Source organism: Pseudomonas sp. 910_21, assembly GCF_052850735.1.
Map to the genome: position 1 here is coordinate 279,571 of NZ_VXCY01000006.1, position 25,791 is coordinate 305,361.

Genomic DNA, 25,791 nt, shown 5'->3' on the forward strand with positions numbered 1-25,791 from the left:
CACACTTCCTTGTAATCAATGGAACAGTTTTTGTCAGATAGCGACAATCCCTGGCGAGATCGTCCTATCACTCGCCCTAAGCAGGCGAAAGAAAGCTGACACAATTTGAAATCAGGCGTCCACTCATTTTTTGACGTCAAATTCCACTGTTCCGACAAACTCCCGCAAACAATGACTGCGCAGTCAAAAGATTCTTTTCCAGCCGATTAACGGCAGGCATTGTCCGACAATCTACAATTTAATTATTAAATATCCATATAGACAGTTATGCCAACTGGGTCGCACTTTTTAGTTAGTTATTTCATGTTCCAACCAGTTAGTTCCAATGCGTCCCTCAATACTTGCGGGGTCAGCGCCGGTACTTGCACCCCGTCGGCACTGGTCATCGGCTCGGCTGCCAACAGGGCGTTGATGATGGCTTCCTCAACGGCCTCGGCCGCTGCGCTGAACAGTGGCGAGATGTGATCGTTGTTGAGCATCGCCAGAGGTGCGGTGAACGCCAGGTCCTTGCGCCCATAATCCGCAGCGGGCAAGTCCCGGTTTCCCGTGGCAAAGGCCAGGAAGATATCGCCACTGGAATCTTCGGTGCCGCCGCCCGTGCGGGCAATGCCGATGGAGGCACGCTGGGCCAGGCGCTGGCATTGATGGGGCAGCAACGGCGCATCGGTGGCCAGGATCACCACGATCGAGCCCATGCCCGGGGTGCCGCGCTCGGCAAAAGGTGAGGCAATCCCACCCAGACGACGCCCCACCGGGTAACCGTCCACCCGCAGTTCTTCACGCTTGCCGTGGTTGGCCTGGACCAGGGCGCCGACGGTGTAGCCGCCCTGCTCTGCCGCCAGCCTTCGGGATGCGGTGCCGATCCCACCCTTGAACTCGTGGCAGATCATCCCGGTGCCGCCTCCCACCGCGCCTTCGGCTACCGGCCCGGATTCGGCGCAGGCCATGGCCTCGCGCACCTGTTGCGCTCCCACATGCTGACCCCAGATGTCGTTCAGCAGGCCGTCGTAGGTTTCCATTACCACCGGCATGCACCAGTAAACGGCGGGGTCCGCCAGAGCCTCGCGCTCCAGGGCGATCAGGGTGTCGCGCACCACGCCGACACTGTGGGTATTGGTAATCGCCAGCGGCGTGGTCAGGGTGCCCGCCTCGCGAATCCACTCCAGCCCCGTGGCATCGCCATTGCCGTTGAGTACATGACAACCAGCGAAACAGGGCTGCTGCCGTGCATGCCCGGCCCGGGGCTGGACCAGAGTGACCCCGGTGCGCACCTGCTTGCCGCCCACGGTGGTTTTCAGGGTGCTGTGCCCCACCCGTACCCCAGGTACGTCGGTGATCGCATTGAACGGGCCTGGTGACCCCAGCCCCAGGCTGATGCCCAATTGACGTGCTCGCATAACCACTCCTTACAATTTCTGGAACGCCGGGCTGTACCGGCCATTGGTGCCATAGAGAATCACCGACAGCGCCAGCAGCCCGATAATCACCATGATGTCCCGCAGGGAAGCCTCGAGGAACAGATTGATCAGCAGATACCCCGCGCCGACCACCGCCAGCAGTGCCGGCAAAGGCCACAGGGGCATGCGATAGGGATGCTCGCGGTCGCGCAGCAGCACCCGGCTCATCAGCGCGCTGAGGGCAACGATCAGATACACCAGCATGATCAGCAACACGCTGAAGGACGTGAGGTCCGCCAGATTCGAGCTAAAACTGAGTACTGCCGAAGGAATCGCCAGGAACAACGTAGCCAGCCATGGCGAGTCCCAGCGTGGATGGATCCGCGTGAACAGGCGGTTGACGGTGGGCGTCCACAGGGCGTCGCGGCCGCTGCTGAACACAACGCGACCGATCTGGATGACGATGGCGACAATGGCGTTGAACACCGACAGGAAGATCCCGCCACTGACGACCCTGGCGAGGGTTTCATTGCCATGGCTGGTGAGTAGGTAGCCGATGGGATCTGGGCTGGCCAGCATCGCGCTCAGGGACGGGGCGCCGATCAGCAGCGCGGTGAGCGGCACCAGTTCGATGATCACCACCAGCACCAGGGACCAGAGCACCGCCTTGTGCACGCCGCGCCCCTTGCACTTCATGTCTTCGGCCAGCAGCACCGCCGGCCCGTAGCCGTTGTAGGAAAACAGGCCGATGCCCACCGCACCGATCACCAGGGCCCAGGGCGCCATCTGCAGCGCACCGTGATCGACGATCTGCGGCTGCAGGAGAATGCTCACCGGTTGCGTGGCATTGCCAAAGCCCAGCCAGACAATCACCAGCAACGCCGCTACCTCCAGCAACAGGCAAGTACCGGTGATCCAGGCGTTGAGCTTGATGTTGAGAATGCCCAGCAGATAGCTGCAGACCACTATCACCAAGGCTACGGTCTGAGAGTCGAAGTGCGTACCCAGGGCGTTGTTCAAATAGGTGGCGGCGCCAGTGGCCAGCACCGGAGGGATGAACAGCAGCATCACCAGCACCGTGAGGAAGGTGGCATAACCGGCCATGCCACCAAACACGCGCTTGGCGTAGACGTACTCACCGCCGGCACTGTTATGGGCCCGACCCAGCTCGGCGTAGCAAAAGGCAAACATCAATGCCAGCAACCCGGCCATGACGAACGCCAGGAACACCCCGCTGCCGGCCTGGTGGATGGCAAAGGGCGCGATCACGAACACGGAACTGGCGGGGGTCACACCGGAGACAGTGATAGCCACCACATCGAACACACTCAGGGTTGGTTTCAGCGCGCCGTCGGGCGCGGAGGGAGAGCTCATATCGTTATCCTCGTGTTTATTGTTGGTCTGAGGCAGAAACGAAATCCATCGGGCGGGTGCGCTCTGGGACGCACTTGCTGGGAGCTACTCTAGGCAGTCACATGGCTGCGACCAATTCCCCTATTGGAGTACTCCCCTTGACGGCAATGGGCAAATCGACGACACCGTTCTACGGCACTTACGGCGCATCAGGGGAGCAAGGACTTTGAGTAATCTGTTCTGGGAAGTCGGCATGCATGCCGGCCTGGGTCGCACCCTTACGCTGATCGGCAACCCGCGATTCTGGAAACAGCTGATCCTGCTGTTGCACCAGGCCACGCCGTTCGACAATGCCCTGGCGATCTTCTACCCGGTGGATGGCCCGCCCCGAGCCCTTGAAGAATATGACGCGGAGCCCAGCAGCAAGCCGGCGTCGATGCTCACCTACCTCAATGGCCTGTACCTGCTGGACCCGTTCTTCCAGGCCTGTCGCGAGGGCTACCCCAGCGGCCTGTACCGTCTGGAAGAAGTGGCCCCGGACCACTTCCGCCAGAGCGAGTACTTTCTCAGCTACTTCCACGACAACGTCCTGGAAGATGAAGTGCAATTCATCCTGCAACTACCCGATACCGGCACCCTGTCCCTGTCACTGGGCAACCAACGGGTCTTCAATCGTGAAGAAATAGGCCAGCTCACGACCTTTGCGGCCTGGGTGCTGCCACTGATGCAACAGCATTGGCAGCACAGCCAGATACGTCCCCAGGCCCCGGTTGCAGAGGAAATGGCCAGCCAGATTCGCGATGCCCTGAGCCATTTCGGCAGCGCGGTGCTGTCGGACCGAGAGCTGGAGATTGCCCGGCTGATCCTCCGGGGTTTTTCTTCCAAAGCCATGGCCGAGCGTTTGAAGATCTCGCCGGACACCATCAAGGTGCACCGCCGGCACCTCTACGCCAAGCTGGATATCTCCAGCCAGCCCGAATTGTTTTCGTTGTTCATCCAATCCCTGGGGCATGACCTGGACAATCCCTGAAGCCCCCGCTCAAGCTGCTGTTGCCGGTCTTCTCGCGTTACTGCGCTCTCACCTGCCTGCTGACCTGACCGCCTACCTACCTACCTACCTGCCCGCATGCCTGCCTGCCTACCGTAGGAGCTGGCTTGCCAGCGAAGGCGTCCTCAAGGGCAATGCAAAACTCAAGGACCTCTTCGCCGGCAAGCCGGCTCCTACACGGCCAGCGAAGGCATCCTTGAGGGCAATACAAAATTCAGGAACCTCTTCGCCGGCGAGCCGGCGCCTACAACGCCAGCGGAAGTGTCGGGCGATGCGATACTCCAGCGCCTACGCGTTCAGGGAGCGGGCGCGGAAGTCACGGGGCGATTGTTCGAAATGCTTCTTGAAGGTCCGGCTGAAATGCGCCGAATCGGTAAACCCCCACTTGAAAGCGATGTCGGTAATGGATTCGTTGCGCAGGTGCGGGTTGCTCAGGTCCGCCGCGCTGCGCTTGAGCCGGGAGCGCTGGATGAAACGACACACGCTATCTCCCTGTTCCTCAAACAGCCGGTACAACTGGCGCACCGAAATGTTCAACTGCCCGGCCAGGGATACCGGGGTCAGGCCCGGCTCATTGAGGGATTGATTGATCAGTTGCCGAGCCTGATCACGCAGGCATTGGCCATGCAGGTTATCGTCAAAGCCATCCAGGGTACTGGCCGTCTGACGCAGGGTTGGCTCAAGCAAGGCGATCAGGGCCTCCTGCAGAGCCTGCCCCTCCTGCTGCGCTGCACACCCCTGCAGATCGCCGGCGCAGATCTGCTCCACCAGCAAACGCATCAAGCGGCCACTGGCGCAGTTTTGCGACAACTTGCCGAACTTGCGCTGCTGGGCCGGCAGATGCCGGTACACCTCTTCTCGGCACAGGTGGAACGAGGCGTGCTCGATCAGGCCGTGGGGCACGATTTCACAAGCGCCGGCCGAATCCAGCAACGCCATGTCGCCGGGGGCCAGCTCAATACTCTCGCCATCCTGGCTCAGGCGAGCGTGGCCACTGCGCTGGATGATCAGGAAACAATGGCGATCGTCCTCATGGTCGACCTTGGTGCTCTGACGGGAGATCAGCCCGGCATTGGTGCGGATCTGCGCCACCTCCAGCCCGGCATAATCCTGTAAACCCACTTCTCCGATAAACAAGGCGGGATTGCGCGCCGGACGGGCGTCGAATCGACCACAGACACCCTGCAGGGCACCTACCCAGGAACTGAAACTATGCGAAGCAAGCACTGTGCACCTCCATAAGCCGGTTCAGACCGCCGTTGTTGTTATGGCGATATCATTAACATGTTATCTATTTGTCAGGCAAGGAGCCTGACAGCATGGATAGTCTGTTATGGCTTAAGCAGGGTGTATGCCAGTGCTTACGGTTATGTCGGTCAGAATTCTCGTAGAAGCTTGTACAACTCAGTGAAGCTGCCCAATAACGCCACCCGCTGTTCAGCACTCAAGCGGATATAGCGTCTGAACCCCGGTAAACGATTGACCACCTCGCTGGCGCCAAAGTGTTCAAGGCGCACTTGCCAGCCCTGTTCATCCCGCCACAGCTCAAGGTGCTTGAAGTCCAGTGGCAGCAGCCGTTCCAGCAGTGGTTGATCACTGCACAACCTCTGCAGCAGGGGCGCCCATTGCCCTGCCTCTCCCGCAAGCAATCGCGCGGCGACGCCCTGTCGACGAATTGTCCCGGTATGGCGCAGGCCGATCCGCGCCTGTCCGGGAGGCTCACTGGGCACCCGCAGACGCCACTCACAGACCACGAGATGCATCAGGAACTGCGCCTGGGGGCGCTCCCGTACTTCGAACTCCAGAGCGCTTTTCGGGCAATGGAAAACACCACGCCCAACAGCGCGAGGGGTGAAATCGAGGCCCGCCAGATCCCGTCGCACCTGACCCAGGGTGACCCCCGGGCGATAGCCCGAGGGTGCCCGGTGCCAAAATTCAAAGAGGTTTTGTCGCCAGCTTGAAAGATTCATCAGACAGGGCCTCCCGAGGGCTTGGGACATCTTCCGGTGCAAGGTTCAGCGCCTGTTCCAGCACCTCCTCCACCGGCACCGGACGAAACGGATTGACCTTCTGTACCAGCAAGGTCCAGACAAGGGCGTAGATAGCGGTCAGGCCCAACATGCTGCCGAAGGGCACATAGATATCCCGTGGATTCATCCCAGGGGGGGTGATGAACCACATGCCCAGGAGAATCCCCACCGAAGACAGGATCTGCGGCAACGGAAACCATGGCGATTTATAAGCCCGCGGCAAATCCGGCCGGCGAATGCGCAACATCACCACCGACAAGGTGACCAGCAGGTAAGCGGTGCTCCAGGCACAGACCGCCGCCAGCACCAGGTGCATGATGCTGTCGGTGCTGCCACCCAGCCACCAGGCGTGCAGACAGGGAATCAGGACCGCCACGGCGATGCACAACAGCGGAGTCTTGAAGCGTGGGTGCAGGTAGGTGAAGACCTTGGGCAATGCACCGTCCAGGGCCATGCCATAGAGAATCCGCGGCAGGCCGGCCATCAGCGTATTGATGGTCGCGGCACCGGCGAACAGCAGGCCAATCCCCAGCCAGATGCGGCCAAACGGCCCCATGATCTGCTCGGCGAAATGCGGGATGGCCATGGGCGTATCCAGCAAATGCACGCTGCCGTCCTCACTCAGGGCGATGTTTTCCACCTGACGCTTCATGGCCGCGCCATAGATGAACATACAGACCGCGACGCCTACCAGGCCGAGGGCCATGGCGCGGGGAATGGTTCTGGCAGCCTTGCGCACATCCGGGGTCAGGGGGGTGACGAACTCGCAGCCGACGAACATGAACATGGCCATGCCCACCAAGGACAGGATGGTCGACAGGTCGGTCCCCACCATGGAAGCACCGAACCAGCCATCGAGCGCCACGGCCGGGGCCTTGATGACCCCGAGCACGCCAAAGATGATCAGGGTGGTCCACATGCCGAAGGTCAGGATCACCTCGGCGCGACTGAAAGCGGTGATGCCCACCGCGTTGAGCAGGCCGAAAAACAGCACCAGCCCGACACCTACCAGCCAGGCGCTGCCGCTCTGTTCCAGCAGGGTATTGAGGGATTCGAAATTCACCAGGGCCATGACGCCGCTGAGAATGGTTTCCGCCGTCCCGGCAAACACATGCACGATCAGGTAGGCGGACAAGGTGCCGGTGATGGCGAAGAAACGGCCCAGGCCACAGGCCAGGTAGTCATAGACCGAGCCATTGGTGGGCAGCAGGCAAGCCGCTTCGGCGAACGTGGTGGATTGCGCCAGCATCATCAGCAGGGCGATCACCATCGCTGCGGCGAATGCTCCACCACCGATACCGAATCCGGTGGTGGCAGTAAGGATCACCGGGCTGGCCATGATCAGGCCCACGGCACTGGCCAGCGCGGTGGGAAAGCCGACCACGCCCTGATCCAGGTGGTGGTTGAGTCTGTCGTTGAGCGACATGATGGTAAACCTCGAAAGCATGGGTTGATGATTGTTGTTCTAGGCATTTCAAGGGCACGCCCGGCAAGGGCGCAGAGCTTGGCTGTCTGACGCAGCTGAAATCATGTTCACGCCCCGTAGGCGCTGGCTTGCCAGCGAAGGCGCCCATGAGAGTGACACCTGTCTCGGGGGCCTCTTCGCCGGCCAGCCGGCCCCTACAGCCAACCGGCTGGCCGGCGAAGGCGTCTGCGTGGGGCGCGCTCAATAAGCGATGCACACCGATTTGTTCTCGGTATAGGCCTCGATGGCCGCATGGCCCATCTCGCGCCCCATGCCCGATTGCTTGTAACCACCGAAGGGCATCGACGGGTCCAGCATGTTGTGGGTGTTGACCCAAACGGTGCCGGCCTTGATCTGTGGAATAAGCTGCATGACCTGACTCAGATCGTTGGACCAGATACTCGCCCCCAGCCCGTACTGGTTGTCATTGGCCAGGGCCACCACTTCCTCCAGTGAGTCGAAAGGCGTCGCGACCACCACCGGGCCGAAGATCTCCTCGCGCACCAACTGCAGGTTGGCGTTGACGTTGGCCACCACCGTGGGACGGACATAAAAGCCCCGTTCGCCATGGGCGACTCCACCACAGAGCACCTTGGCGCCCTCCTCGACCCCGCGCTGGACCATCTGCAGCACGCGCTTCTGCTGTTTGGCAGAAATCAGCGGATTGATCTGTGCCTGCTCGTCCAACCCCGGGCCAATGCTCAAGGATTCGGCGATGGCGACCAGACGCTCCAGCACTTCGGTGTAGATCCCGCGCTGGATATACAACCGCGAGCCCGCCGTGCAGACCTGCCCCTGATTGAAGAAGATGGCCCCGGCAGCCCCAGCGGCCGCAGTCTGCGGATCGCAGTCGTCGAGAACGATCACCGGCGACTTGCCGCCCAATTCCAGGGAAAAGCGCGTCATATTGTCCACTGCAGCGTGGCCGATCAGCTTGCCGACCTGGGTCGAACCGGTGAACGCCAGCTTGTCGATCCCCGGATGGGCAGCCAGCGCGGCACCGGCCTGGGCACCACTGCCGGTCACCACGTTGACCACGCCGGGGGCGATCCCCGCTTCCAGGCAAAGCTGGCCGAGGCGCAGCGCGGTCAGCGGGGTCTCGTCGGCCGGCTTGAGTACCACGGTGCAGCCACAAGCCAGGGCCGGGACGATTTTCCAGATGGCCATCAGCAACGGAAAATTCCACGGCACAATGGCCCCCACCACGCCCACCGGCTCCGGCACCGTATAGGCCCGGTACTGTGCCCCCGGCACCGCAGCGATGGACACATCCAGGCTCTTGCCTTCGATCTTGGTGGCCCAGCCGGCCATGTAGCGGGTGAACTCCGCCGCCGCACCCACCTCCAGGGCCCGGGCCAGATGGATCGACTGGCCGTTGTTGAGGGTCTCCAGTTGAGCCAGCTCCTCGCCATTGGCTTCCAGCAGATCCGCCAGCTTCAACAGCAGACGCTCACGATCGGCGGGACGCAACGCCTTCCAACTGCCTTCGAAGGCCCGGCGCGCGGCCCCCACCGCCAGATCCACATCAGCCTGGGCGGCGGCGGCAACCTGGGTCAACTGCTCACCACTGGCGGGGTTGTACACCGGCATCCGCGCTCCGGAGAGTGCTGGCTGGCTGAGACCGTCAATCAGCAGACCGTGCTGACTGTCTATGAATGCAGCGACACGTGGGTCGATGGCAACGCTCATCTTGATTCCTCGCAGGTAGACCTTGTTCGAGGTGGACTTTGAGCCCAAAGTCGGATGCCGTCTTGATTCTGGCTGCCGCAAAACTTGGCCCTGGCTGCCAGCGCCATCGGCACCTACGCAGACCGTAGGAGCCGGCTTGCCGGCGAACAGGCCCGAAAGTCTTGCAGCGCCCAGGCCGACGCCTTCGCTGGCAAGCCAGCTCCTACAGCAGTCAGATACACCGTGCAGTTTCCCGTAGGAGCCGGCTTGCCGGCGAAGAGGCCCGAAAGTCTTGCACAGCCTGCACGAACGCTTTCGCTGGCAAGCCAGACCCTGCGAATGGGCGGCAGCGACACCCGCCAAGCCGCCACTGGCAGCCTGGGTCAAATGTCCTGGCACACAGAGGCAAGCCAGGAGCCCACAAATGACGCACTAATAGCTCCACGCTGTCCGTGCGTTTTCAGGAGACTCAACGTGAGCGAAGCAAGCCGTTTCTGGCACCCCATGCTGCACCCCAACGAAATGAAGCAACGCGAACCGATCCGCATCGTCCGTGGCGATGGTTGCTATGTCTATGACGACAAAGGCCACCAGCTGGTGGATGGCGTCGCCGGGCTGTGGAACGTCAACGTCGGCCACAACCGCAAGGAAGTGAAAGCGGCCATCACCGCACAGCTCGATGAGCTGGAGTATTTCCAGCTGTTCGACGGGGTCAGCCACCCTCGTGCCGAAGAACTGTCCCGGGTGCTGATGAACCTGCTGGAGCCCGAGGACATGTCCCGGGTGTCCTTCAGTTCCGGCGGTTCGGATGCCATCGAAAGTGCCCTGAAGCTGGCCCGCCAGTACTGGAAGCTCGAAGGCCAGGCCGACCGCACCAAGTTCATTTCCCTGCGCCAGGGCTACCACGGCACTCACTTCGGTGGTGCCTCGGTCAACGGCAACACCGTGTTCCGCCGCAACTACGAACCATTGCTGCCCGGTTGCTACCACATCGACACACCCTGGCTGTACCGCAACCCCTACAGCCAGGACCCGCAAGAGCTGGGCAAGATCTGCGCCGACCTGCTGGAGCGGGAGATCCAGTTCCAGAGCCCGGACACCGTGGCCGCCTTCATTGCCGAGCCGATCCAGGGCGCCGGCGGCGTGATAGTGCCCCCCGCCAACTACTGGCCGCTGATCCGCGAGGTCTGCGACAAGTACGGCGTCCTGCTGATCGCCGACGAGGTGGTCACCGGCTTCGGCCGCAGCGGATCGATGTTCGGCAGCCGCCTGTGGGGCGTCAAACCCGACATCATGTGCCTGGCCAAGGGCATCACCTCGGGCTACATCCCCCTGGGCGCGACCGTGGTCAACCGGCGGATCGAGGCCGCCTTCGAGAAAAACGCCAACTTTACCGGCGCCATCATGCACGGCTACACCTACTCCGGACACCCGGTAGCCTGTGCTGCAGCCCTGGCGTGCCTGGATATCGTGGTCAAGGAGGACCTGCCGGCCAACGCGGCGAAGATGGGCGACTACATGCTGGACAAGCTGCGGCCCTTCGTCGATCGCTTCGACAGCGTCGGCGAGGTGCGGGGCCAGGGCCTGATGCTGGCCCTGGATCTGGTGGCGGACAAGACCACTCGCGAACCCATTGACCCCATGAGCGGCTATGCCAATCAGGTGGCGCAAATTGCCCGGGACAATGGCGTCATGGTGCGTCCAGTGGGCACCAAGATCATTCTTTCGCCGCCCTTGGTAATCCAGCAGCCACAGGTGGATGCCATAGTCGATGCCCTGGCCGAGGGTTTGAGCAAGGCCCGCCGCTAATCGTTGCAACAGGCTGCGGTCGATGCAACAGCGACCGCAGCCTGCGCTACATCCCTACTTGCCAGGCGCTTCACCTCTGGTATTCACTCGCCCTGACACGGACACCGCCCCCCGTCGCAGCCTCCAACCACCCGAGCCACTGCCCAGCCGGCAGCCAGGAGCTATCCAATGATTGCGCCCACTTCCTTGCCCGGGGCCCATGAACTGGGGCAACGCTGCATCGCCGCCTTCACCCGGGTGGTCCCCGCCACCCTCTGCGCCTTCTACCGCATCGATCCGAACCTGCAGGCGCGGGACTTCTCGCTGTACCGCATGCCCGAACAAATGCACCAGGCCTACTTGCAACGCTACCGCCACTACGACCCGCTGCAGCCACGCAACTGCGCCGCCGCCGGGCGCCCAGTGCTTTCGCTGCACATGGGCATGGCCCAGCAGGGCCGTCATGCAACCGAGGTCTACCAGGGATTCCTGCAACGCCACGGGGTACTGGATGTAGTGGAGATTCTCGCCTGTGATGGTGAACGGCCCGTCGCCGGCCTGTCGTTGTTGCGGGACAACGCCCTGGGGCATTTCAGTGTCGACGAACTGGGTACCCTGCATGCCTTGCAGGGCCTGTTGGAAATCGCTGCCCTGGCACCCTACTCCCAGGTCGACGAACGTCTGGCCAACCTCACCCCCAGGGAACGGGAGATCGCCTGGCTGCTGCGCGATGGCGCCGACAACAAGAGCATCGCCAGGCGCCTGGACCTGGGGCTGCCCACGGTCAAGACCCACTTGATCAACCTGTTTCGCAAGGTCGGGGTCGGCAATCGTACGGAGCTGGTGAGCGCGCTGTTCTTGTAAAGGGCCACAGGCTCAACCATCCGGTTGATGGGCAGCACCGGCTCCCAGGCAGAACATGGGGTTCTCCTTTCCCGGACAAGAGCCTTGCCATGAATCAGCAACCTGAATGGATCACCGTCGGCGCCCTGGCGGACGGTTTTGCAGACGACAATCACATCCTTGCGAGGGTGGATGATCTGTCCGGTCGCACCCTGACCCTGCACTTCGACAATGGCTGGCAGATCGAACACCACTTCGCTGCCGACACCCTGCGCTGGAACAGCGTCGGCCAGCCTGCCAGTGACGATCTGCCCTATCGCGCAACCTCGGTGCGCCCCGGTATCTACCTGGTGGACTTTCTCAAGCTGGAGCATGGCCAGCCCCACTCGGTGAGCCTGATTCTCGATCTTGAGCGCCGGTGTTTCACCGCCGTGGTCGGCCAGATGCCGAGCCAGGCCGAGTGCAGCGTCGACCTGTTCAGCCGGGCCCTGGCCGGCGGTGAGCTGACCTCGGTCAAGGCGCAGTTCCTCCACGGCGCAATCGATGCCGTGCCCACGACCGAGACTGCGCGACATACGCCCACCGCCGAACTGATCGGCCTGCGCAACCAGTATGTCTACAGCGCCAGCGAGGCTTACGAGCACATCTACCTGAATGCCAACTTCTATAGCTGGCAGTGCCTCAGGGGTGTCGAGCAAGGCCTGGCGGACACCGACCGCTGTCACTACTACAAGATCGACGAGCAGCTGTACCTGTTTGTCTGGCGCGAGAAGATCGTCCCGACCCTGGGACTGGTGCTCATCGACCTCAAGGCCGGGCGTACCGACGGCAAGATCTTCGGTTACCAGGGTGCAGACTTCAGTCATGCCGCCAACTTCCCGGTGGGCGCCCTGGCCCAAGTACTCAACCGAACCCTGCACCCCTGATTCCGTACCGCTGCAGGCTTGTCCTAGCGCCAGCCTGCAACGCTTTTCATAGGACACTCCCATGACTCTGGGCCTTGATCTGCAACGCGTCGCCAGCTGCTACCAGTCCGAACTGCAGCTGTTTGCCGAGCAACACCCGCGCTCCGGCGCCTTCTATCAGGAAAACCTCAAGCACTGGCTATACGGCGCACCGCTGCACTGGATGCAGCAATGGCCCGGCGCCTACCCGATCATGGTGGCGGATGCCCGTGGTGCGACCCTCACCGATTGCGACGGCCGCGAGTACGTGGACTTTGCCCTGGGCGATACGGGCGCCATGTTCGGCCATGCCCAGCCGGCGGTAGCCGCAGCCATTGCCGAACAGGCACTGCATGGCTCGACGTTGATGCTGCCCACCGCCGACAGCTTGTGGGTCGGCAAGGAGCTGACCCGACGCTTTGGCCTGCCCTACTGGCAGGTCACCACTTCAGCCACCGATGCCAACCGCTTTGTCCTGCGCCTGTGCCGAATGATCACCGGACGGCAGAAGGTCCTGGTGTTCAACTGCAACTACCACGGCAGCGTCGACGAATCCCAGGTGGAGTTCGACGCCCAGGGACAGATGATTCCCCGGGACGGCGTGCACCCCAACGGCTTGCAGCACGACTCCACCACCCGACTGGTGGAATTCAACGACCTGTCGGCCCTGGAAGCGGCCCTGGCCCACGGCGACGTGGCCGCCGTGCTGAGCGAGCCCTTCATGACCAACGTGGGCATGGTGCCACCGGCCCCGGGCTTCCATGACGGCTTGCGGCAGTTGACCCAGCGTTATGACGTGCCGCTGATCATTGACGAAACCCATACCCTGTCCTGTGGACCGGGGGGCTATTGCGGCGAGCATGGCTTGCAGCCGGACTTCTTCGTCCTGGGAAAATCCATCGCCGGGGGCATTCCCACCGCCGTCTGGGGCACCAGCCAGGCCATGGCCGAGCGGATCTGGCGGGTACTGCCACATTTCCAGCCGGGCCAGGCGATCAATCACTTCGGCTTCGGTGGAACCCTGGCCGGCAACGCTCTGCAAATGGCCGCCATGCGCGCCACCTTCAGCGAAGTGATGAACGATGAAAACTACGCACGCATGTTCCTCCTCGCAGAACGCCTGCGAGCCGGCGTCGACAGCATCATTGGCAAGCACCGCTTGCCCTGGCATGTGACCCGTATCGGTGCCCGGGTCGAATACCTGTTCATGCAGCAGCCTCCGCGCAACGGTGGCGAAGCCCACTACGCCCGCCATGGTCTGATCGAGGCGTACCTGCACCTGTACCTGCTCAATCGCGGGGTGCTGTTGACCCCATTCCACAACATGGCCCTGATGTGTCCGGCCACCCGCGAGGAGCAGGTCGATCTGCACAATCGGTTGCTGGACCAGTGCCTGGCCCAGGTCCTGCCAGGAGTCCGGTCATGAGCCAGGATGCTCACGGGCGTATCGCCCTGATCACCGGCTCGGGCCAGGGTATTGGCCGGGCGATCGCCCAGGTGTTCGCTGCCAGGGGCGCCAAAGTCATGCTGGCCACCCGCAGCGCTGCGTCAGGCGCCGAAACCCAACGCCTGATTCGTCAGGCCGGCGGAACGGCGGAACTGCTGACCCTGGACCTCAGCACCCGGGCCGCCGCCGAACAGGCGGTAACGGCGACCCTGGAGGCCTTTGGCGGCCTGGACCTGCTGCTGCACAACGCCGGGATCTTTCCCATGCAGAAGCTGGCCGAGCTTGAGGACCAGACCCTCGACAGCACCTTGGCGGTGAATCTGAAAAGCTGCTTCTGGCTGACCCAGGCAGCCTTGCCGGCGCTACGTCGGGCCCGAGCACCACGGATCGTCGTCACCTCATCGGTGACCGGTCCACGCACGGCGATTCCCGGACTGGCCCACTACGCGGCGTCCAAGGCCGGGGTCAATGGCTTCATTCGCGCAGCGGCACTGGAACTGGCGGAGTACGGAATCACCGTCAACGGCGTCGAGCCCGGGCTTATCGCCACCCAAGCCATGGACAACCTCGGCGACGCCGCGACCTTGTCCAGGGGCATTCCCCTTGGGCGCCTGGGAACGCCTGAAGACATTGCCTACGCCATGTTGTTCCTGGCCTCGCAACAGGCCGGCTACATCACCGGCCAGACCCTGATAGTGGACGGCGGCGCCCTGCTCCCGGAAAACAGCCAATTGTAGGCGCTGGCTTGCCAGCGAAGGCATCCTCAAGGGCAGTGCTCGCCTCTGAGGCCTCTTCGCCGGCAAGCCGGCTCCTACAAAAATCGGCGGGGCTGATTCGTAGGTGGGGATCAGCTGCCGCTGCGGATCTTGTTCCACAAGCGGGTGCGGATACGGTCGATGTCCAGCGGCATAGCTTCCAGGGCAAACAACTTGTCCATCATGGCCGGGCTCGGATAGACCTTGGTATCGTTCTTGATCGCCGGGTCGACAAGACCATCGGCTTGCTGGTTGCCATTGGCGTAATGCACGTAATTGCTGATGCTGGCCATCACGTCCGGACGCAGCAGGTAGTTCATGAAGGCGTAACCGGCCTTCTCATCCGGTGCGTCCACCGGCATGGCCACCATGTCGAACCAGATCGGCGTGCCTTCCTTGGGAATCGAATAGCCGATCTCCACCCCGTTCTTCGCTTCCTTGGCCCGGCTCTCCGCTTGCAGGATGTCCCCGGAGAAACCTACCGCCACGCAGATATTGCCGTTGGCCAGGTCACTGGTGTACTTCGACGAGTGGAAGTAGCTGACATAAGGCCGGACCTTCATCAGCAGCGCCTCGGCTTTCTTGTAGTCCGCCGGGTTCTTGCTGTGGTGTGGCAGCCCCAGGTAATTCAAGGCCGTGGGAATCAGTTCGGGGCCGTTGTCGAGAATCGCTACCCCGCACTTCTGCAGCTTCTGCATGTACTCGGGCTTGAAGATCAGGTCCCAGGAGTCCAGCGGTGCGTCATCCCCCAGCACTTCCTTGACCTTGGCCACGTTGTAGCCAATCCCGGTGCTGCCCCACAGGTACGGAAAACCGTGCTGGTTGCCCGGATCGTTGACCTCCAGCGCCTTGAGCAGCACCGGGTTGAGGTTTTTCCAGTTGGGCAACTGGCTCTTGTCGAGCTTCTTCAACGCCCCGCCCTGGATCTGCCGCGCCATGAAATGGTTGGAGGGGAACACCACGTCGTAACCGGATTTACCGGTCATCAGCTTGCCGTCCAGGGTCTCGTTGCTGTCGTAGACGTCGTAGGTGAACCCTGTCCCGGTTTCCTTCTGGAACTGTTTGGTGGTGTCCGGGGCAATGTAGTCCGACCAGTTGTAGATCTTTACCGTGTCGGCGGCCTGGGCCAGGGAAGCGCCCAGGAACAACGGGCTGAGTAACAGCAAAGTGCAAGTCTTGCGGATCATGAGTCGATACCTGTGGCTGGTTTTGTTATTGGCAGGCAATCAAGGGATCAGAAAATCAAGACGTAGGTCTTGCGCACCGTTTCCTGGATATCCCAGATTCCGGTGCTGTTGGCCGGCAACATCAGTGCATCGCCGGCTTCTATGTGCAGGGGCTCGCCATGGTCGGGAGTGAAGGTGCAGCGGCCCTGGATGAAATGACAGAACTCCTGGGCGACGATCTGCCGCCGCCAGCGTCCCGGGGTGCATTCCCAGATCCCGGTTTCGACCCCGTCGCTGCGTTCGACGGCGGTCACCGATGTCACGGCCACGGGCGTCCCCAGGGGTACGGCGACCGGCGCCGACTCGTCCAGGGTGACCGTTGCGGTGTGCTTGAATTGCGTGATGCTCATGGCTCTACCTTTCGCTGGAAAACCCGAACGGACATCGTTCGGTGCAAGAAACCCGACTCAGTGCATGAAACCTTCCATGAACTCGGCGACCCGGCTGGCCATGCGTCTGCGCCACGGAGGCGACGCCGGGTTGGCCAGGGTCTGGTCCTCATGGACAAAGCTGCGAATGATCGCGTTGTAGCCCAGCCAGCGGCAGGGTTCGGGCTCCCAGGTCCGCAGGGCGTCAAGGCGGCTATCCGCCAGCACCCAGGGTTGGCGGACCAGCAGGCTGTCGTGCTGGAGAATCAGGTCGGCCAGGGTCCGGCCACCCAGATTGCTGGCGCCAACGCCCTCGCCGCCGTAGCCGCCGGACAAGGCGATGCCCTTGCGTCGGTCACACAGCATGTGCGGCTTGAAGTGCCGGGACATGCCCAGGTTGCCGCCCCAGGAATGGGTGATGCGCACGTTCTTCAGTTGCGGGAACAGTTCGCCGAACAGGTAGCGACGCAGCTCAACCTCGTCCCGACTCAAGTCGAAATCGTGGCGCAGCTTGCTGGCAAACTGATATCCGCCCCGGGCACCAAAGACCAGGCGGTTATCCATGGAGCGCTGACCGTAAGTAACCTGACGGCTGCTCTCGCTGAAGGCCTGGCCCTGGTTCAGACCGATTTCGTCCCAGGTCGATTCCGGCAAGGGCTCGGTGGCCACCAGCAGGCTTTGCACCGGCAACTGATAGCGGCCCAGGGGCGGCAAGGTCACCGAGTACCCCTCCACCGCTGGCACTATCCAACGGCTGCGCACCTCGGCGTGGCGGGTCTGCAGGCTACCGGCCTGCCAGTGGGTTACCGGGCTGTTCTCGTAAATGCTCACCCCCAGGCGCTCCACCGCACGAGCCAGGCCGCGTACCAGCTTGGCCGGCTGGATAGTGGCGCAATGGGGGGCATAGATAGCGCCATAGGGTTTGGCCACGCGGATCTGCCGGGCCAGTTGCTCGGGGTTCAGCCAGCGGTAATCGTCCTGGTTCAGACCCTGGGCGTAGAGCTTGTCCAGGTACTGGCGCAGGCTGGTTTCCTGCTCGGGATAGCGGGCCGCGCAATACAGCACCCCGCCTTTGCGGTAATCGCAGTCGATGCCTTCACGTTCGAGGACCCTGGCCACTTCATCCGGAATGCCATGCAGCAGATCGAAAGAGGCTCGACGCTGTTCCGGCGACAGCCCTGCCAGCAGGCGGTCTTCCCCCAGCAGATTGCCCATCAGCCAGCCGCCATTGCGGCCTGAGGCACCGAACCCTGCAGTCTGGGCCTCGATCACCGCCACCTTGAGCTGCGGCGCTTGGCGCTTGAGGTAATAGGCGGTCCACAGCCCGGTGTAACCGGCGCCGATGATCGCCACGTCCAGGTCCAGGTCTTGTTCAAGGGACGGCCGCGGCAATAGCGGCTCGTCCAACTGGTCCATCCACAAACTGATACTGCGCCACGCTGGCATGCAAGCACTCCGCAACCCGAACTTCGAATGCGGCGATCCTAGTCCCTGTCTTCAGGGGCTGTCTTGCGCGCGTGCACGCAAAGAAATTTGCTTGGCATAAGCCTTGGGCGACTGCCCGGTATGCTGGCGAAAACAGCTGTAGAACGCCGACAGGGAATTGAACCCGGCCGCAAAGGCCAGTTCGTCGACCCGCAGCGGTGGCGCGGCATTGTCCAGGGCAGTCAGCACATGCTGCAGGCGCGCCTGGTTCACATAGCGGTAGAAGCTCTGACCCAGCACCTGATTGAGCAGGTAAGAAATCTGATTGCGGCTGTAGCCGCACTCACGGGCTACCCGCTGCAAGTCCAGCTGCGGATCAAGATAAGGCTGCTGGCGCTGGAAGTACTGTTGCAAGTCCTCGGCCATGAAACTCAACTGGCGCGGCGACAGCCCCAGGCGACTGGCCGCCGGACGCAGACTGCCCGAGGAGGTGTCCGTCGCCGACTCACGCACCAGGGACGCATATTCATTGACCCGCCAGATCAGACCGTCGCGCACGGTAATCGCTTCGCTGGAGCGGAACGACACCAGGCCCTGGCCACCTCGCAGGGTCACCTGATACTGGATAAAGGCCGTATTGCCATCCAGACGAATGCGATCGCTGTGCTCCAGGGCCTCGTCGGGGGCCCGGGGCATGCTCACTCGCACGTATTCCCGCAGTTCGGCGAGGCCTAGGGTGCGATTCTGGAAAAAGTCGTTGTACTGGATTTCAGGATGGTAAAGCGCCATCACGCCATCGAGGTCGCGGTGCTTCCAGCACAGGTGATAGCGCATCACGGTTTCACCGGTGGCCTGGGTTTGCAGAGGCCCGTCGTCAGGGACAGTCATAAGGGTCTCGAACAGCGAAAAAAACGCAGCTTGCCGAACTTCGGCAGAGGCATCAATGACCGTCCTTCAGCCAAGGCCCCAGGTTCTGCAGCCCCGCCAGGGCCAATACATGACCTGCATCAAAAATCTGCGATTGAACCGCCGGACGGTGGGCAAAAAAACCGCGATCGGTCACAAGCCAGTGCTATTTTTAAACCCTTGACTGATCGGGCCATTGACGACCCGATCGTTCCTACCGCGAGCACAAGGAAGCGCTCAATGAATCAAGGTGGGCCACCGATGAACAGAGTCTGGGCCAGTAAAGTCACCTTTCCTAACGCCTGCCAGCTGATGCGCTGGCATTTTCATCCCCTGGGCTTCGAGGCCAGCATGGATGCGCCAGGCAGCATGATCGCCCGGCTCTTCGATCGTGCCAGCGGCGAAACCATGATCGCCATCGCCGGCATTCCCTGCGCCACAGTGATGAGCGCCGCGGATGTCGAACGAATAATCGAGGCGGTGGAAGATGAGCTGGAAGCCTTTGCTCCGTCCCTGACACTCAAGGCCTGACGCCAGGCCCCATCAACCGCAGCCCGCCTGAGCGGCGGGCTTTTTTCGTTCTCACTGCCGCAGGTCGCGGAAATAAGGCTTGTCACGGGGCACCCGATCCGAAGCCTTGGGCGCATTGCCGGCCGCCGCCTCCTGACGATCGACGTACCAGTAGCAGTGCTTGGCCGCCCGAGTGATCCCTACATAAGCCAGGCGCAGGATCTCGTCCTTTTGTGCGCTGTCGTAGGGTTCGGCGTCGCCATCCTTGCCCAGGCCGGCCATGCGATACACCTGATTCTTGTAGGGCGAGCTGCTCAGGTGCTGACAATCCCCCAGCAGGAACACCGCGTCCGCTTGCAGGCCCTTGGCACTGTGATAGGTGAGTTGCTTGAGCCGACGAGCCGCCGGTGGCAAGCTAGAATCAACATTAACTATTTGTGAAATATGCTCTTCTATCAATAACTTATCGCTAGTTTTTCGAAACAACATCAAGATTGAGTCACCCTGTCGATAGTGCTCTGCCAGGCGCAGGGCCAGGCCCTGATCGTCACGATCCAGTACCTGCACCGGCCATGCGTCCTTGGCTTCGCCACTGGCCTTGGCCTTCTTCCCGGCAATCGCCGGGGCTGCGCGAACAATATGCTCCGCCGCATCGATCACGTGCTGGTGACTGCGGTAGTTCTCGCTGAGCATGACTCGAGTGGTGCCCGGGGACGGGAACTCCTTGTTGAACTCGATAAAGTATTTCGGCGAACTGCCACGCCAGCCGTAGATCGATTGCCAGTCATCGCCCACACAGAGCAGGGAGGAATGCTGAGCTCCCCGCCCCACGTGCAGGGCCGCGCCGCGGCTGCGAATCTCCCGGAGACTGGCCTTGATCCAGGAAACGATCTGCGGCGAAACGTCTTGAAACTCGTCGATCATCAAGTGCGACATCGGCCTCAGGCAACTGTCGCTGAGCAGCTTGAAGTTTTCCGGCGAGCGCTCGCTGAACAGGGCGAACATCCGGTTGTAGCTCATGATCGGCGGTGACTGGTCAAGCAAGTGGTCTTCAAGGGCTCGCCAGAACAGGCTCAAGGCCTCGAAGAAGAATCGGTCCGGATCATCCTGGGCAAAGCTCATGTTGCCGACCGCGTCGCCCACATCCAGCCCCAGGTTCTCGATAAAACCGGCAGCCGCGACAAAGCAATCCAGCAACGGCGCCGAAGCCAGCTCGCCCTTGACCTTGTAGTCGAACCCCGGGCCGGCACTCACCTCGGCAGAAAAGGCGCCCAAAGCACGCTTGGACGACTCGTAACTATCTAGCCAAATCAATGGCTTACGACAGAAAGCTTGAAACAGGGTGCGCTTTACCGCCCACTCCGCCCGCACCGTCAGCTTGGCTCCGGGCCGGCTGATCTGCGGATTCTCCCGAGGGTCGAAGCCCAGTACCACCCAGGCATCCAGCTCAGCGGCATAGCCATGGCAATGGAAGGTCGATCCATTGATTTCAAAGCTCTGACGCTGAGGCTCGATGCCCTTGATCGGCCAGGCCCCGGCACGAAACCACAGGTCTTCCACCGTGTCGCAGAGTTCCTCATCACGCTTGGCCGCCAGCTCGGTGACCGCCACGCGCTTCTGTACATCGGGGTGATCGCGCTCCAGCTCCTTGAGCTGCAAGGCATGGCGCAGCAAGGGCTTGAGTGCCAGGCGGAAGCGCTCATCGCTGCGGTACAACGCCTGGTAGCAGGCATTGAGGTGCTTGCGCTGGGCGTCGTTGATACGCAGGTCGAAGGGGTTGCTGTCCACCTCGTCTTCGGCACCCTGCATACGCTCACTGAGGTTCTCGAAGGCTTGAAGGCGCTCGAACCCCGGCAGACTGCGCACCATGGGCAAGATCCGCGAGTGGAAGGTACGCACCAGATCCCGGGCTTCCCGAGGGCTGAGCGCCCGGTTCCACAGGGCAAAGACCTGCACCAGCTTATTGATGAAATCCTTGCGCGACTCCCGGGTAAAAGTCACTACGGTCATGGAATCCAACTCGAACCCCAGGTAGTGATTGAGCAAAAGCAGACGCAACACCAAAGAAGTCGACTTGCCGGCCCCGGCTCCGGCAATCACCGCTGTGGCAGGCGCGTCGCTGAAAATCATCTTCCATTGGGCCGCGCTGGGCTGGGCCTGCGGTGCCAGCAGCCGGGCGACATCGGCCTTGAAGCGCTTTTTCAATTCGGCGGTCAGCGGCAGGCGCCAGTCGTCGAACAGCCGATCATCCACCCCCGGCGGCCGGTGCTCAGTGTTGCGACTGTCGCGAATCAGCAGCACCTGCCGACCTTCCTCCAGCCCTTCGAGCCGCCCCTCCTGGTAGCCGTACTCCACTCCAGCCGTGTGCCCGCTGCGAAAGCCGTCGGCCTGACCATGCAGCCAGGACGCACGGTGCTGGGCCCGCAGACGGTTCAGGCCATGGCCGAAGAACCGCGCCGCCAGGCGCTTCAACAGCGGCATCTGGGCTAGGGGCAAAAGATCGGGGGGCAGATCGGGGCTGTGTTGCGGCACGCGGACTCCAGGGGATGAGGCTGAGCGGTAATGGTCGCCGGATTTTTTCACGGTATCCAGCGAATTGCTTGCGGGTCATTAACTTAAGCGATGAACCGAAGGTTTAACACCAGCTTTTCGACAAAATAATTATCTAATTTTACGATTGGATTACGGCATTTTTTGCGCTTTTTATCGATCAATAGCTGATGGATGATGCACGCCATCAACCAACGGTTATCGTTTTTTGGCCCGGGTCCAACGAGCCATTACGAGCCCTTTATGAGGAGACGATCATGCTTGAACTCAGACCTTTCAGCTCCCTGGGCGGCGCTCACCACGGCTGGCTGGATGCCCATCATCACTTTTCCTTCGCCGAGTACCATGACCCCAAACGCATGCACTGGGGCAACCTGCGGGTGTGGAACGATGACGTGATCGCCCCCGGCACCGGCTTCCCCCAGCATCCGCACCGGGACATGGAAATCATCACCTACGTTCGCGAAGGCGCCATCAGCCACCAGGACAACCTGGGCAACAAGGGGCGCACCGAAGCCGGTGACGTGCAGGTAATGAGTGCGGGGACCGGGATCGCCCACAGTGAATACAACCTGGAAGCCACGCCGACCAAGATCTTCCAGATCTGGATCATTCCCAATCAGGCCGGCTCCGCGCCATCCTGGGGCGCCAAGCCTTTTCCCAAGGGGCTGCGCGAGGGGTTCGTGACCCTGGCCAGCGGCAAGGAAGGCGATGAGGAAAGCTTGCGTATTCGCGCCGATGCACGGCTGGTGGCCGCCAACCTGAAGGCCGGGGAAACCGCCGAGTACCACCTGGACCCGGGACGCCGGGCCTATCTGGTGCCGGCAACCGGGGTGATCGAGATCAACGGCTTGCGTGCCGAAGCTCGAGACGGTGTTGCGGTCCAGGATGAGCGAGTACTGCGGGTGAGCGCCGTGCAAGACAGCGAAATCGTGTTGGTGGATCTGGCTTGAAACGCAGGGGCAAATAAAAAGGGGCGACCGTGATGGTCGCCCCTTTTTTCGCCGGCGTGCCGGCTACAAAGACCGCGCAATGAACAACGACCGTAGGAGCTGGCTTGCCAGCGAAAGCGTCCGCAAGACCTGTATCCGTCTCAAGGACCTTTTCGCCGGCCCGCCGGCTACGCGGATCAGTTGCCGCTGATGGCGGCGTCCACCAGGGTCTGGGCTTCCTGCACCAGTTGCTTGAGGTGGTCGTCACCGATGAAGCTTTCAGCGTAGATCTTGTAGATGTCCTCGGTGCCGGACGGACGTGCGGCGAACCAGCCGTTCTCAGTCATGACTTTCAGGCCGCCGATGGCCTGGTCGTTACCCGGGGCCTGGCTGAGGATCTGCTGGATCGGCTCGCCGGCCAATTGGGTCGAGGTCACTTGTTGCGGCGAAAGCTTGCTGAGCAAGGCCTTCTGCTGCGGATTGGCCTTGGCGTCGACCCGTACCGAGAACGGTTCGCCCAGCTCGTCGCACAGCGCGCGGTAAGCCTGGCTCGGATCGCGGCCGGTGCGGGCAGTCATTTCAGCAGCCAACAGCGCCGGGATCAGGCCGTCCTTGTCGGTGCACCAGACGCCGCCGTCCTTGCGCAGGAAGGAAGCACCGGCACTTTCTTCGCCGCCAAAGCCCAGGGAACCGTCAAACAGGCCATCGGCAAACCATTTGAAGCCCACCGGCACTTCGTACAGGCGTCGGCCCAGGCGCGCCGCCACCCGATCGATCAAGCCACTGCTGACCACGGTCTTGCCCACGGCGGCATCGGCCCGCCATTGCGGACGGTTCTGGAACAGATAGTCGATGGACACCGCCAGGTAGTTGTTAGGTGCCAGCAGGCCGCCGCTTGGGGTCACGATGCCGTGACGATCGTGATCGGGGTCGCAGGCGAAGGCCACGTCAAAGCGCTCTTTCAGGCCGATCAGCCCTTGCATGGCGTAGCTGGAGGATGGGTCCATGCGAATCTGCCCGTCCCAGTCCACCGACATGAAACGGAAGGTGGCGTCCACCTGCTTGTTCACCACTTCCAGGTCGAGGCGGTAGTGCTCGGCGATCGCCGACCAGTAGCGCACCCCTGCTCCACCCAGTGGGTCCACGCCCAGGCGCAGCTTGGCGTTGCGGATCGCATCCAGGTCGATGACGTTGATCAGGTCGGCGACATAGGTGTTGAGGTAGTCGTGGTGATGGGTGGTGTCGGCCTTCAGCGCTTGCTCGTAGCTGATGCGCTTGACCCCGGCGAGCTTGGCCGCCAGCAGTTCGTTGGCCTTGGCTTCGATCCACTTGGTGATGTGGGTGTCGGCCGGGCCGCCATTGGTGGGGTTGTACTTGTAGCCGCCGCTTTGTGGCGGGTTGTGGGACGGGGTGATGACGATCCCGTCCGCCAGGCCCGAGGTGCGGCCGCGGTTGTAGCAGAGGATGGCATGGGACACCGCCGGGGTCGGGGTGTACTCGTCACCGGCAGCAATCATCACGGTCACGCCGTTGGCCGCCAGGACTTCCAGGGCACTGGCCCCGGCTGGGGTCGACAGGGCGTGGGTATCGATGCCAACGAACAGCGGGCCAGTGATGCCCTGGGCTTCGCGGTACAGGCAGATTGCCTGGCTGATGGCCAGGACATGCCACTCATTGAAACTCAGATCGAACGAGCTGCCGCGGTGCCCGGAGGTACCAAAAGCCACTCGCTGGGTGGACACCGATGCATCGGGTTGACCGGTGTAATACGCCGTAACCAGTCGCGGGATATCGACCAGCAACTCAACGGGTGCCGGCTTGCCCGCAAAAGGACTGAGAGTCATGCAAAACCTCTGAAAAAGGATGGTTCGGGAATGGAGCGCAGTTTACTGGCAGTTTGACCACGGCGCGATGAAATCTATCCCGGCACAACAGCGCCTTTTCGAGCTGACTCATGCAGGAGTTGGCTGGTGTAGGAGCTGGCTTGCCAGCGAAGGCGTCTGCATGAGCAGCGCATGGCTTGGCGACCTCTTCGCCGACAAGCCGGTTCCTACTGGCCAGATGCAAAAACGCCAGGCTTGGCCTGGCGTTGGGGAATCAGGCCGGTTCGACCTGCAGCGCAACCCGTTCGCGACATGGACACTCGTCCATGTAACGGTGCGCCTCGACAAACTCGCTGAAGGGGAAGACCCGGGTCTTCAAGGGCATCAGCACTCGATCCGCAGTCAACTGGTTGATGTCGCGCAGCGCACGCTGCAACGCCACCTGATCCTGAATGATCCCCAGCTCCGGCTTACCGGTGAAGTTGCCGATGCAGTGAACAAAGAACTGGATGTTCTTCTGGAACGCCGCGCAGGCCGGGAACGGAGTCTGGTTGCCGCCTTGCAGGCCGTACAGCACCAGGCTGCCGCGAGGTGCCAGGACATCACCGAGCATCGACATCTGTGGACCGCCCAGGCCGTCGAACACCACATCGACCCCGCGATTGTCGGTGAGCTTGTTGATCTGCATCAGCAGGTCCTGCTCTTCGGTGACAATCACCTTCTCGGCACCGAGGGACAGCAGGTACTCACGCTCTTCAGCGGTCTTGGTAGCGGCAATCACCCGCACACCCAGGGCCTTGCCCAACTGCACAAAAGACGGGCCGGCACAGTGGCTGGCATCGGTGACCAAGGCGAATTGCCCGGGCTTGACCCGTGCCAGGTCGGCGTAGGCGAAATAGGCGATCAACAGCGGCGTGTAGTGCACCGCGGCTTCGATAGGGCTGAGCACATCCGGATAACGGGTCAGCGCCGAGCGTGGCAGGACGATCTGCTCGCCATACACCGGATAGTCATTGGGGCTTTGCGCGGGAAAGCTGGCGACCTTGTCACCGACCGCAAGGTCGTCGACGCCCTCGCCTACAGCCGTGACCACGCCGGCCATTTCATGCCCGAGGCCGGATGGCAGACGCGCATGGGACGACGCCAGGTTCTGCCGCCAGAGCACGTCGTACCAACTGATACCGATGGCTTCGACTCGTACCTGCACTTCGCCTGGCGCAGGCAACGAGGCCGCATGCTCTTCGCATTTGAGCACCTCGGCCGGTCCAAACTTGTGAAAACGAATCGTGCGGGACATCGCAAACCTCGTCAAA

At 62.0% G+C, this 25,791-nt stretch carries 21 protein-coding genes; 8 read left to right on the forward strand and 13 right to left on the reverse strand.

Going from position 1 to position 25,791, the window contains the following annotated elements:
- Positions 1-296 precede the first annotated feature (296 nt).
- Both FW796_RS20615 and FW796_RS20620 read right to left on the reverse strand, forming a co-directional pair.
- Entirely contained in the window at positions 297-1,397 is a 1,101-nt protein-coding gene (locus FW796_RS20615) for a DmpA family aminopeptidase (RefSeq protein WP_404939798.1), read from the reverse strand.
- Between the two features lie 9 nt (positions 1,398-1,406).
- Positions 1,407-2,771 carry an APC family permease gene (locus FW796_RS20620; RefSeq protein ID WP_346632864.1) on the reverse strand — a complete coding sequence of 455 codons (1,365 nt, stop codon included), beginning with the start codon at positions 2,769-2,771 and terminating at the stop codon, positions 1,407-1,409.
- A 232-nt stretch (positions 2,772-3,003) separates the two neighbouring features.
- On the opposite strand from FW796_RS20620, the gene FW796_RS20625 reads away from it, so the two are divergent.
- Positions 3,004-3,780, forward strand: a complete 777-nt coding sequence (locus FW796_RS20625; protein WP_404939992.1) for a helix-turn-helix transcriptional regulator — start codon at positions 3,004-3,006, stop codon at positions 3,778-3,780.
- Between the two features lie 306 nt (positions 3,781-4,086).
- On the opposite strand, the gene feaR is transcribed toward FW796_RS20625, so the two are convergent.
- The 4 genes from feaR to FW796_RS20645 form a co-directional block, all read right to left on the reverse strand.
- A complete protein-coding gene (gene feaR, locus FW796_RS20630; protein WP_446439920.1) occupies positions 4,087-5,025 on the reverse strand; it encodes a transcriptional regulator FeaR in 939 nt (312 codons plus the stop codon).
- A gap of 149 nt (positions 5,026-5,174) precedes the next feature.
- On the reverse strand, positions 5,175-5,768 hold the full coding sequence (locus FW796_RS20635; RefSeq protein ID WP_446439921.1) for a DUF3156 family protein: 594 nt from the start codon (positions 5,766-5,768) through the stop codon (positions 5,175-5,177).
- Positions 5,734-7,254: an APC family permease gene (locus tag FW796_RS20640; RefSeq protein ID WP_346632860.1), complete on the reverse strand. Its 1,521-nt coding sequence runs from the start codon at positions 7,252-7,254 to the stop codon at positions 5,734-5,736. Before FW796_RS20640 ends, FW796_RS20635 begins: the two co-directional genes overlap by 35 nt.
- A 240-nt stretch (positions 7,255-7,494) precedes the next feature.
- Positions 7,495-8,982, reverse strand: a complete 1,488-nt coding sequence (locus FW796_RS20645; protein WP_446439922.1) for an aldehyde dehydrogenase family protein — start codon at positions 8,980-8,982, stop codon at positions 7,495-7,497.
- A gap of 453 nt (positions 8,983-9,435) precedes the next feature.
- On the opposite strand from FW796_RS20645, the gene FW796_RS20650 reads away from it, so the two are divergent.
- The 5 genes from FW796_RS20650 (at position 9,436) to FW796_RS20670 (ending at position 14,720) form a co-directional block, all read left to right on the forward strand.
- Positions 9,436-10,770, forward strand: a complete 1,335-nt coding sequence (locus tag FW796_RS20650; RefSeq protein ID WP_346632858.1) for an aspartate aminotransferase family protein — start codon at positions 9,436-9,438, stop codon at positions 10,768-10,770.
- A gap of 168 nt (positions 10,771-10,938) precedes the next feature.
- Positions 10,939-11,613 (forward strand): helix-turn-helix transcriptional regulator, encoded by a 675-nt coding sequence (locus tag FW796_RS20655; RefSeq protein WP_110651595.1) that lies wholly within the window; start codon positions 10,939-10,941, stop codon positions 11,611-11,613.
- Between the two features lie 89 nt (positions 11,614-11,702).
- A complete protein-coding gene (locus FW796_RS20660; protein WP_446439923.1) occupies positions 11,703-12,518 on the forward strand; it encodes a molybdenum cofactor biosynthesis F family protein in 816 nt (271 codons plus the stop codon).
- Positions 12,519-12,579: 61 nt separating this feature from the next.
- Positions 12,580-13,962 carry an aspartate aminotransferase family protein gene (locus FW796_RS20665; RefSeq protein ID WP_446439924.1) on the forward strand — a complete coding sequence of 461 codons (1,383 nt, stop codon included), beginning with the start codon at positions 12,580-12,582 and terminating at the stop codon, positions 13,960-13,962.
- Positions 13,959-14,720 carry an SDR family oxidoreductase gene (locus FW796_RS20670; RefSeq protein ID WP_446439925.1) on the forward strand — a complete coding sequence of 254 codons (762 nt, stop codon included), beginning with the start codon at positions 13,959-13,961 and terminating at the stop codon, positions 14,718-14,720. The genes FW796_RS20665 and FW796_RS20670 overlap by 4 nt, the downstream gene beginning before the upstream one ends.
- A gap of 110 nt (positions 14,721-14,830) precedes the next feature.
- Here FW796_RS20670 and FW796_RS20675 read toward each other — a convergent pair whose 3' ends face one another.
- The 4 genes from FW796_RS20675 to FW796_RS20690 are packed head-to-tail and all read right to left on the reverse strand — an operon-like array spanning position 14,831 to position 18,645.
- On the reverse strand, positions 14,831-15,925 hold the full coding sequence (locus tag FW796_RS20675) for a polyamine ABC transporter substrate-binding protein (RefSeq protein WP_404939783.1): 1,095 nt from the start codon (positions 15,923-15,925) through the stop codon (positions 14,831-14,833).
- Positions 15,926-15,972: 47 nt separating this feature from the next.
- Positions 15,973-16,314: a cupin domain-containing protein gene (locus tag FW796_RS20680; protein WP_123727295.1), complete on the reverse strand. Its 342-nt coding sequence runs from the start codon at positions 16,312-16,314 to the stop codon at positions 15,973-15,975.
- 57 nt (positions 16,315-16,371) lie between these two features.
- On the reverse strand, positions 16,372-17,778 hold the full coding sequence (locus tag FW796_RS20685; protein ID WP_446439926.1) for an NAD(P)/FAD-dependent oxidoreductase: 1,407 nt from the start codon (positions 17,776-17,778) through the stop codon (positions 16,372-16,374).
- Positions 17,779-17,829: 51 nt separating this feature from the next.
- Entirely contained in the window at positions 17,830-18,645 is an 816-nt protein-coding gene (locus tag FW796_RS20690) for a helix-turn-helix domain-containing protein (RefSeq protein WP_346632845.1), read from the reverse strand.
- Positions 18,646-18,924: 279 nt separating this feature from the next.
- Here FW796_RS20690 and FW796_RS20695 point away from each other — a divergent pair, with 279 nt between their 5' ends.
- Positions 18,925-19,194, forward strand: coding sequence for a DUF1652 domain-containing protein (locus FW796_RS20695; RefSeq protein WP_102865161.1), 270 nt, complete (start codon positions 18,925-18,927; stop codon positions 19,192-19,194).
- Positions 19,195-19,245: 51 nt separating this feature from the next.
- On the opposite strand, the gene FW796_RS20700 is transcribed toward FW796_RS20695, so the two are convergent.
- On the reverse strand, positions 19,246-21,705 hold the full coding sequence (locus FW796_RS20700) for a UvrD-helicase domain-containing protein (protein ID WP_446439927.1): 2,460 nt from the start codon (positions 21,703-21,705) through the stop codon (positions 19,246-19,248).
- Between the two features lie 275 nt (positions 21,706-21,980).
- Here FW796_RS20700 and FW796_RS20705 point away from each other — a divergent pair, with 275 nt between their 5' ends.
- A complete protein-coding gene (locus FW796_RS20705) occupies positions 21,981-22,676 on the forward strand; it encodes a pirin family protein (RefSeq protein WP_346632843.1) in 696 nt (231 codons plus the stop codon).
- A gap of 176 nt (positions 22,677-22,852) precedes the next feature.
- Here FW796_RS20705 and pgm read toward each other — a convergent pair whose 3' ends face one another.
- Both pgm and FW796_RS20715 read right to left on the reverse strand, forming a co-directional pair.
- Entirely contained in the window at positions 22,853-24,499 is a 1,647-nt protein-coding gene (pgm, locus tag FW796_RS20710; protein ID WP_446439928.1) for a phosphoglucomutase (alpha-D-glucose-1,6-bisphosphate-dependent), read from the reverse strand.
- 253 nt (positions 24,500-24,752) lie between these two features.
- Positions 24,753-25,775, reverse strand: a complete 1,023-nt coding sequence (locus FW796_RS20715) for a zinc-dependent alcohol dehydrogenase family protein (RefSeq protein WP_346632841.1) — start codon at positions 25,773-25,775, stop codon at positions 24,753-24,755.
- Between the last annotated feature and the right edge of the window lie 16 nt (positions 25,776-25,791).

Coding starts and splice junctions, on each gene's coding strand:
- FW796_RS20705 (WP_346632843.1), top strand. CDS start 21,981: ATGCTTGAACTCAGACCTTTCAGCTCCCTGGGCGGCGCTCACCACGGC.
- FW796_RS20690 (WP_346632845.1), bottom strand. CDS start 18,645: ATGACTGTCCCTGACGACGGGCCTCTGCAAACCCAGGCCACCGGTGAA.
- FW796_RS20615 (WP_404939798.1), bottom strand. CDS start 1,397: ATGCGAGCACGTCAATTGGGCATCAGCCTGGGGCTGGGGTCACCAGGC.
- FW796_RS20715 (WP_346632841.1), bottom strand. CDS start 25,775: ATGTCCCGCACGATTCGTTTTCACAAGTTTGGACCGGCCGAGGTGCTC.
- pgm (WP_446439928.1), bottom strand. CDS start 24,499: ATGACTCTCAGTCCTTTTGCGGGCAAGCCGGCACCCGTTGAGTTGCTG.
- FW796_RS20645 (WP_446439922.1), bottom strand. CDS start 8,982: ATGAGCGTTGCCATCGACCCACGTGTCGCTGCATTCATAGACAGTCAG.
- FW796_RS20685 (WP_446439926.1), bottom strand. CDS start 17,778: ATGCCAGCGTGGCGCAGTATCAGTTTGTGGATGGACCAGTTGGACGAG.
- FW796_RS20625 (WP_404939992.1), top strand. CDS start 3,004: ATGCATGCCGGCCTGGGTCGCACCCTTACGCTGATCGGCAACCCGCGA.
- FW796_RS20695 (WP_102865161.1), top strand. CDS start 18,925: ATGAACAGAGTCTGGGCCAGTAAAGTCACCTTTCCTAACGCCTGCCAG.
- FW796_RS20655 (WP_110651595.1), top strand. CDS start 10,939: ATGATTGCGCCCACTTCCTTGCCCGGGGCCCATGAACTGGGGCAACGC.
- FW796_RS20665 (WP_446439924.1), top strand. CDS start 12,580: ATGACTCTGGGCCTTGATCTGCAACGCGTCGCCAGCTGCTACCAGTCC.
- FW796_RS20660 (WP_446439923.1), top strand. CDS start 11,703: ATGAATCAGCAACCTGAATGGATCACCGTCGGCGCCCTGGCGGACGGT.
- FW796_RS20620 (WP_346632864.1), bottom strand. CDS start 2,771: ATGAGCTCTCCCTCCGCGCCCGACGGCGCGCTGAAACCAACCCTGAGT.
- FW796_RS20675 (WP_404939783.1), bottom strand. CDS start 15,925: ATGATCCGCAAGACTTGCACTTTGCTGTTACTCAGCCCGTTGTTCCTG.
- FW796_RS20680 (WP_123727295.1), bottom strand. CDS start 16,314: ATGAGCATCACGCAATTCAAGCACACCGCAACGGTCACCCTGGACGAG.
- FW796_RS20640 (WP_346632860.1), bottom strand. CDS start 7,254: ATGTCGCTCAACGACAGACTCAACCACCACCTGGATCAGGGCGTGGTC.
- FW796_RS20635 (WP_446439921.1), bottom strand. CDS start 5,768: ATGAATCTTTCAAGCTGGCGACAAAACCTCTTTGAATTTTGGCACCGG.
- FW796_RS20670 (WP_446439925.1), top strand. CDS start 13,959: ATGAGCCAGGATGCTCACGGGCGTATCGCCCTGATCACCGGCTCGGGC.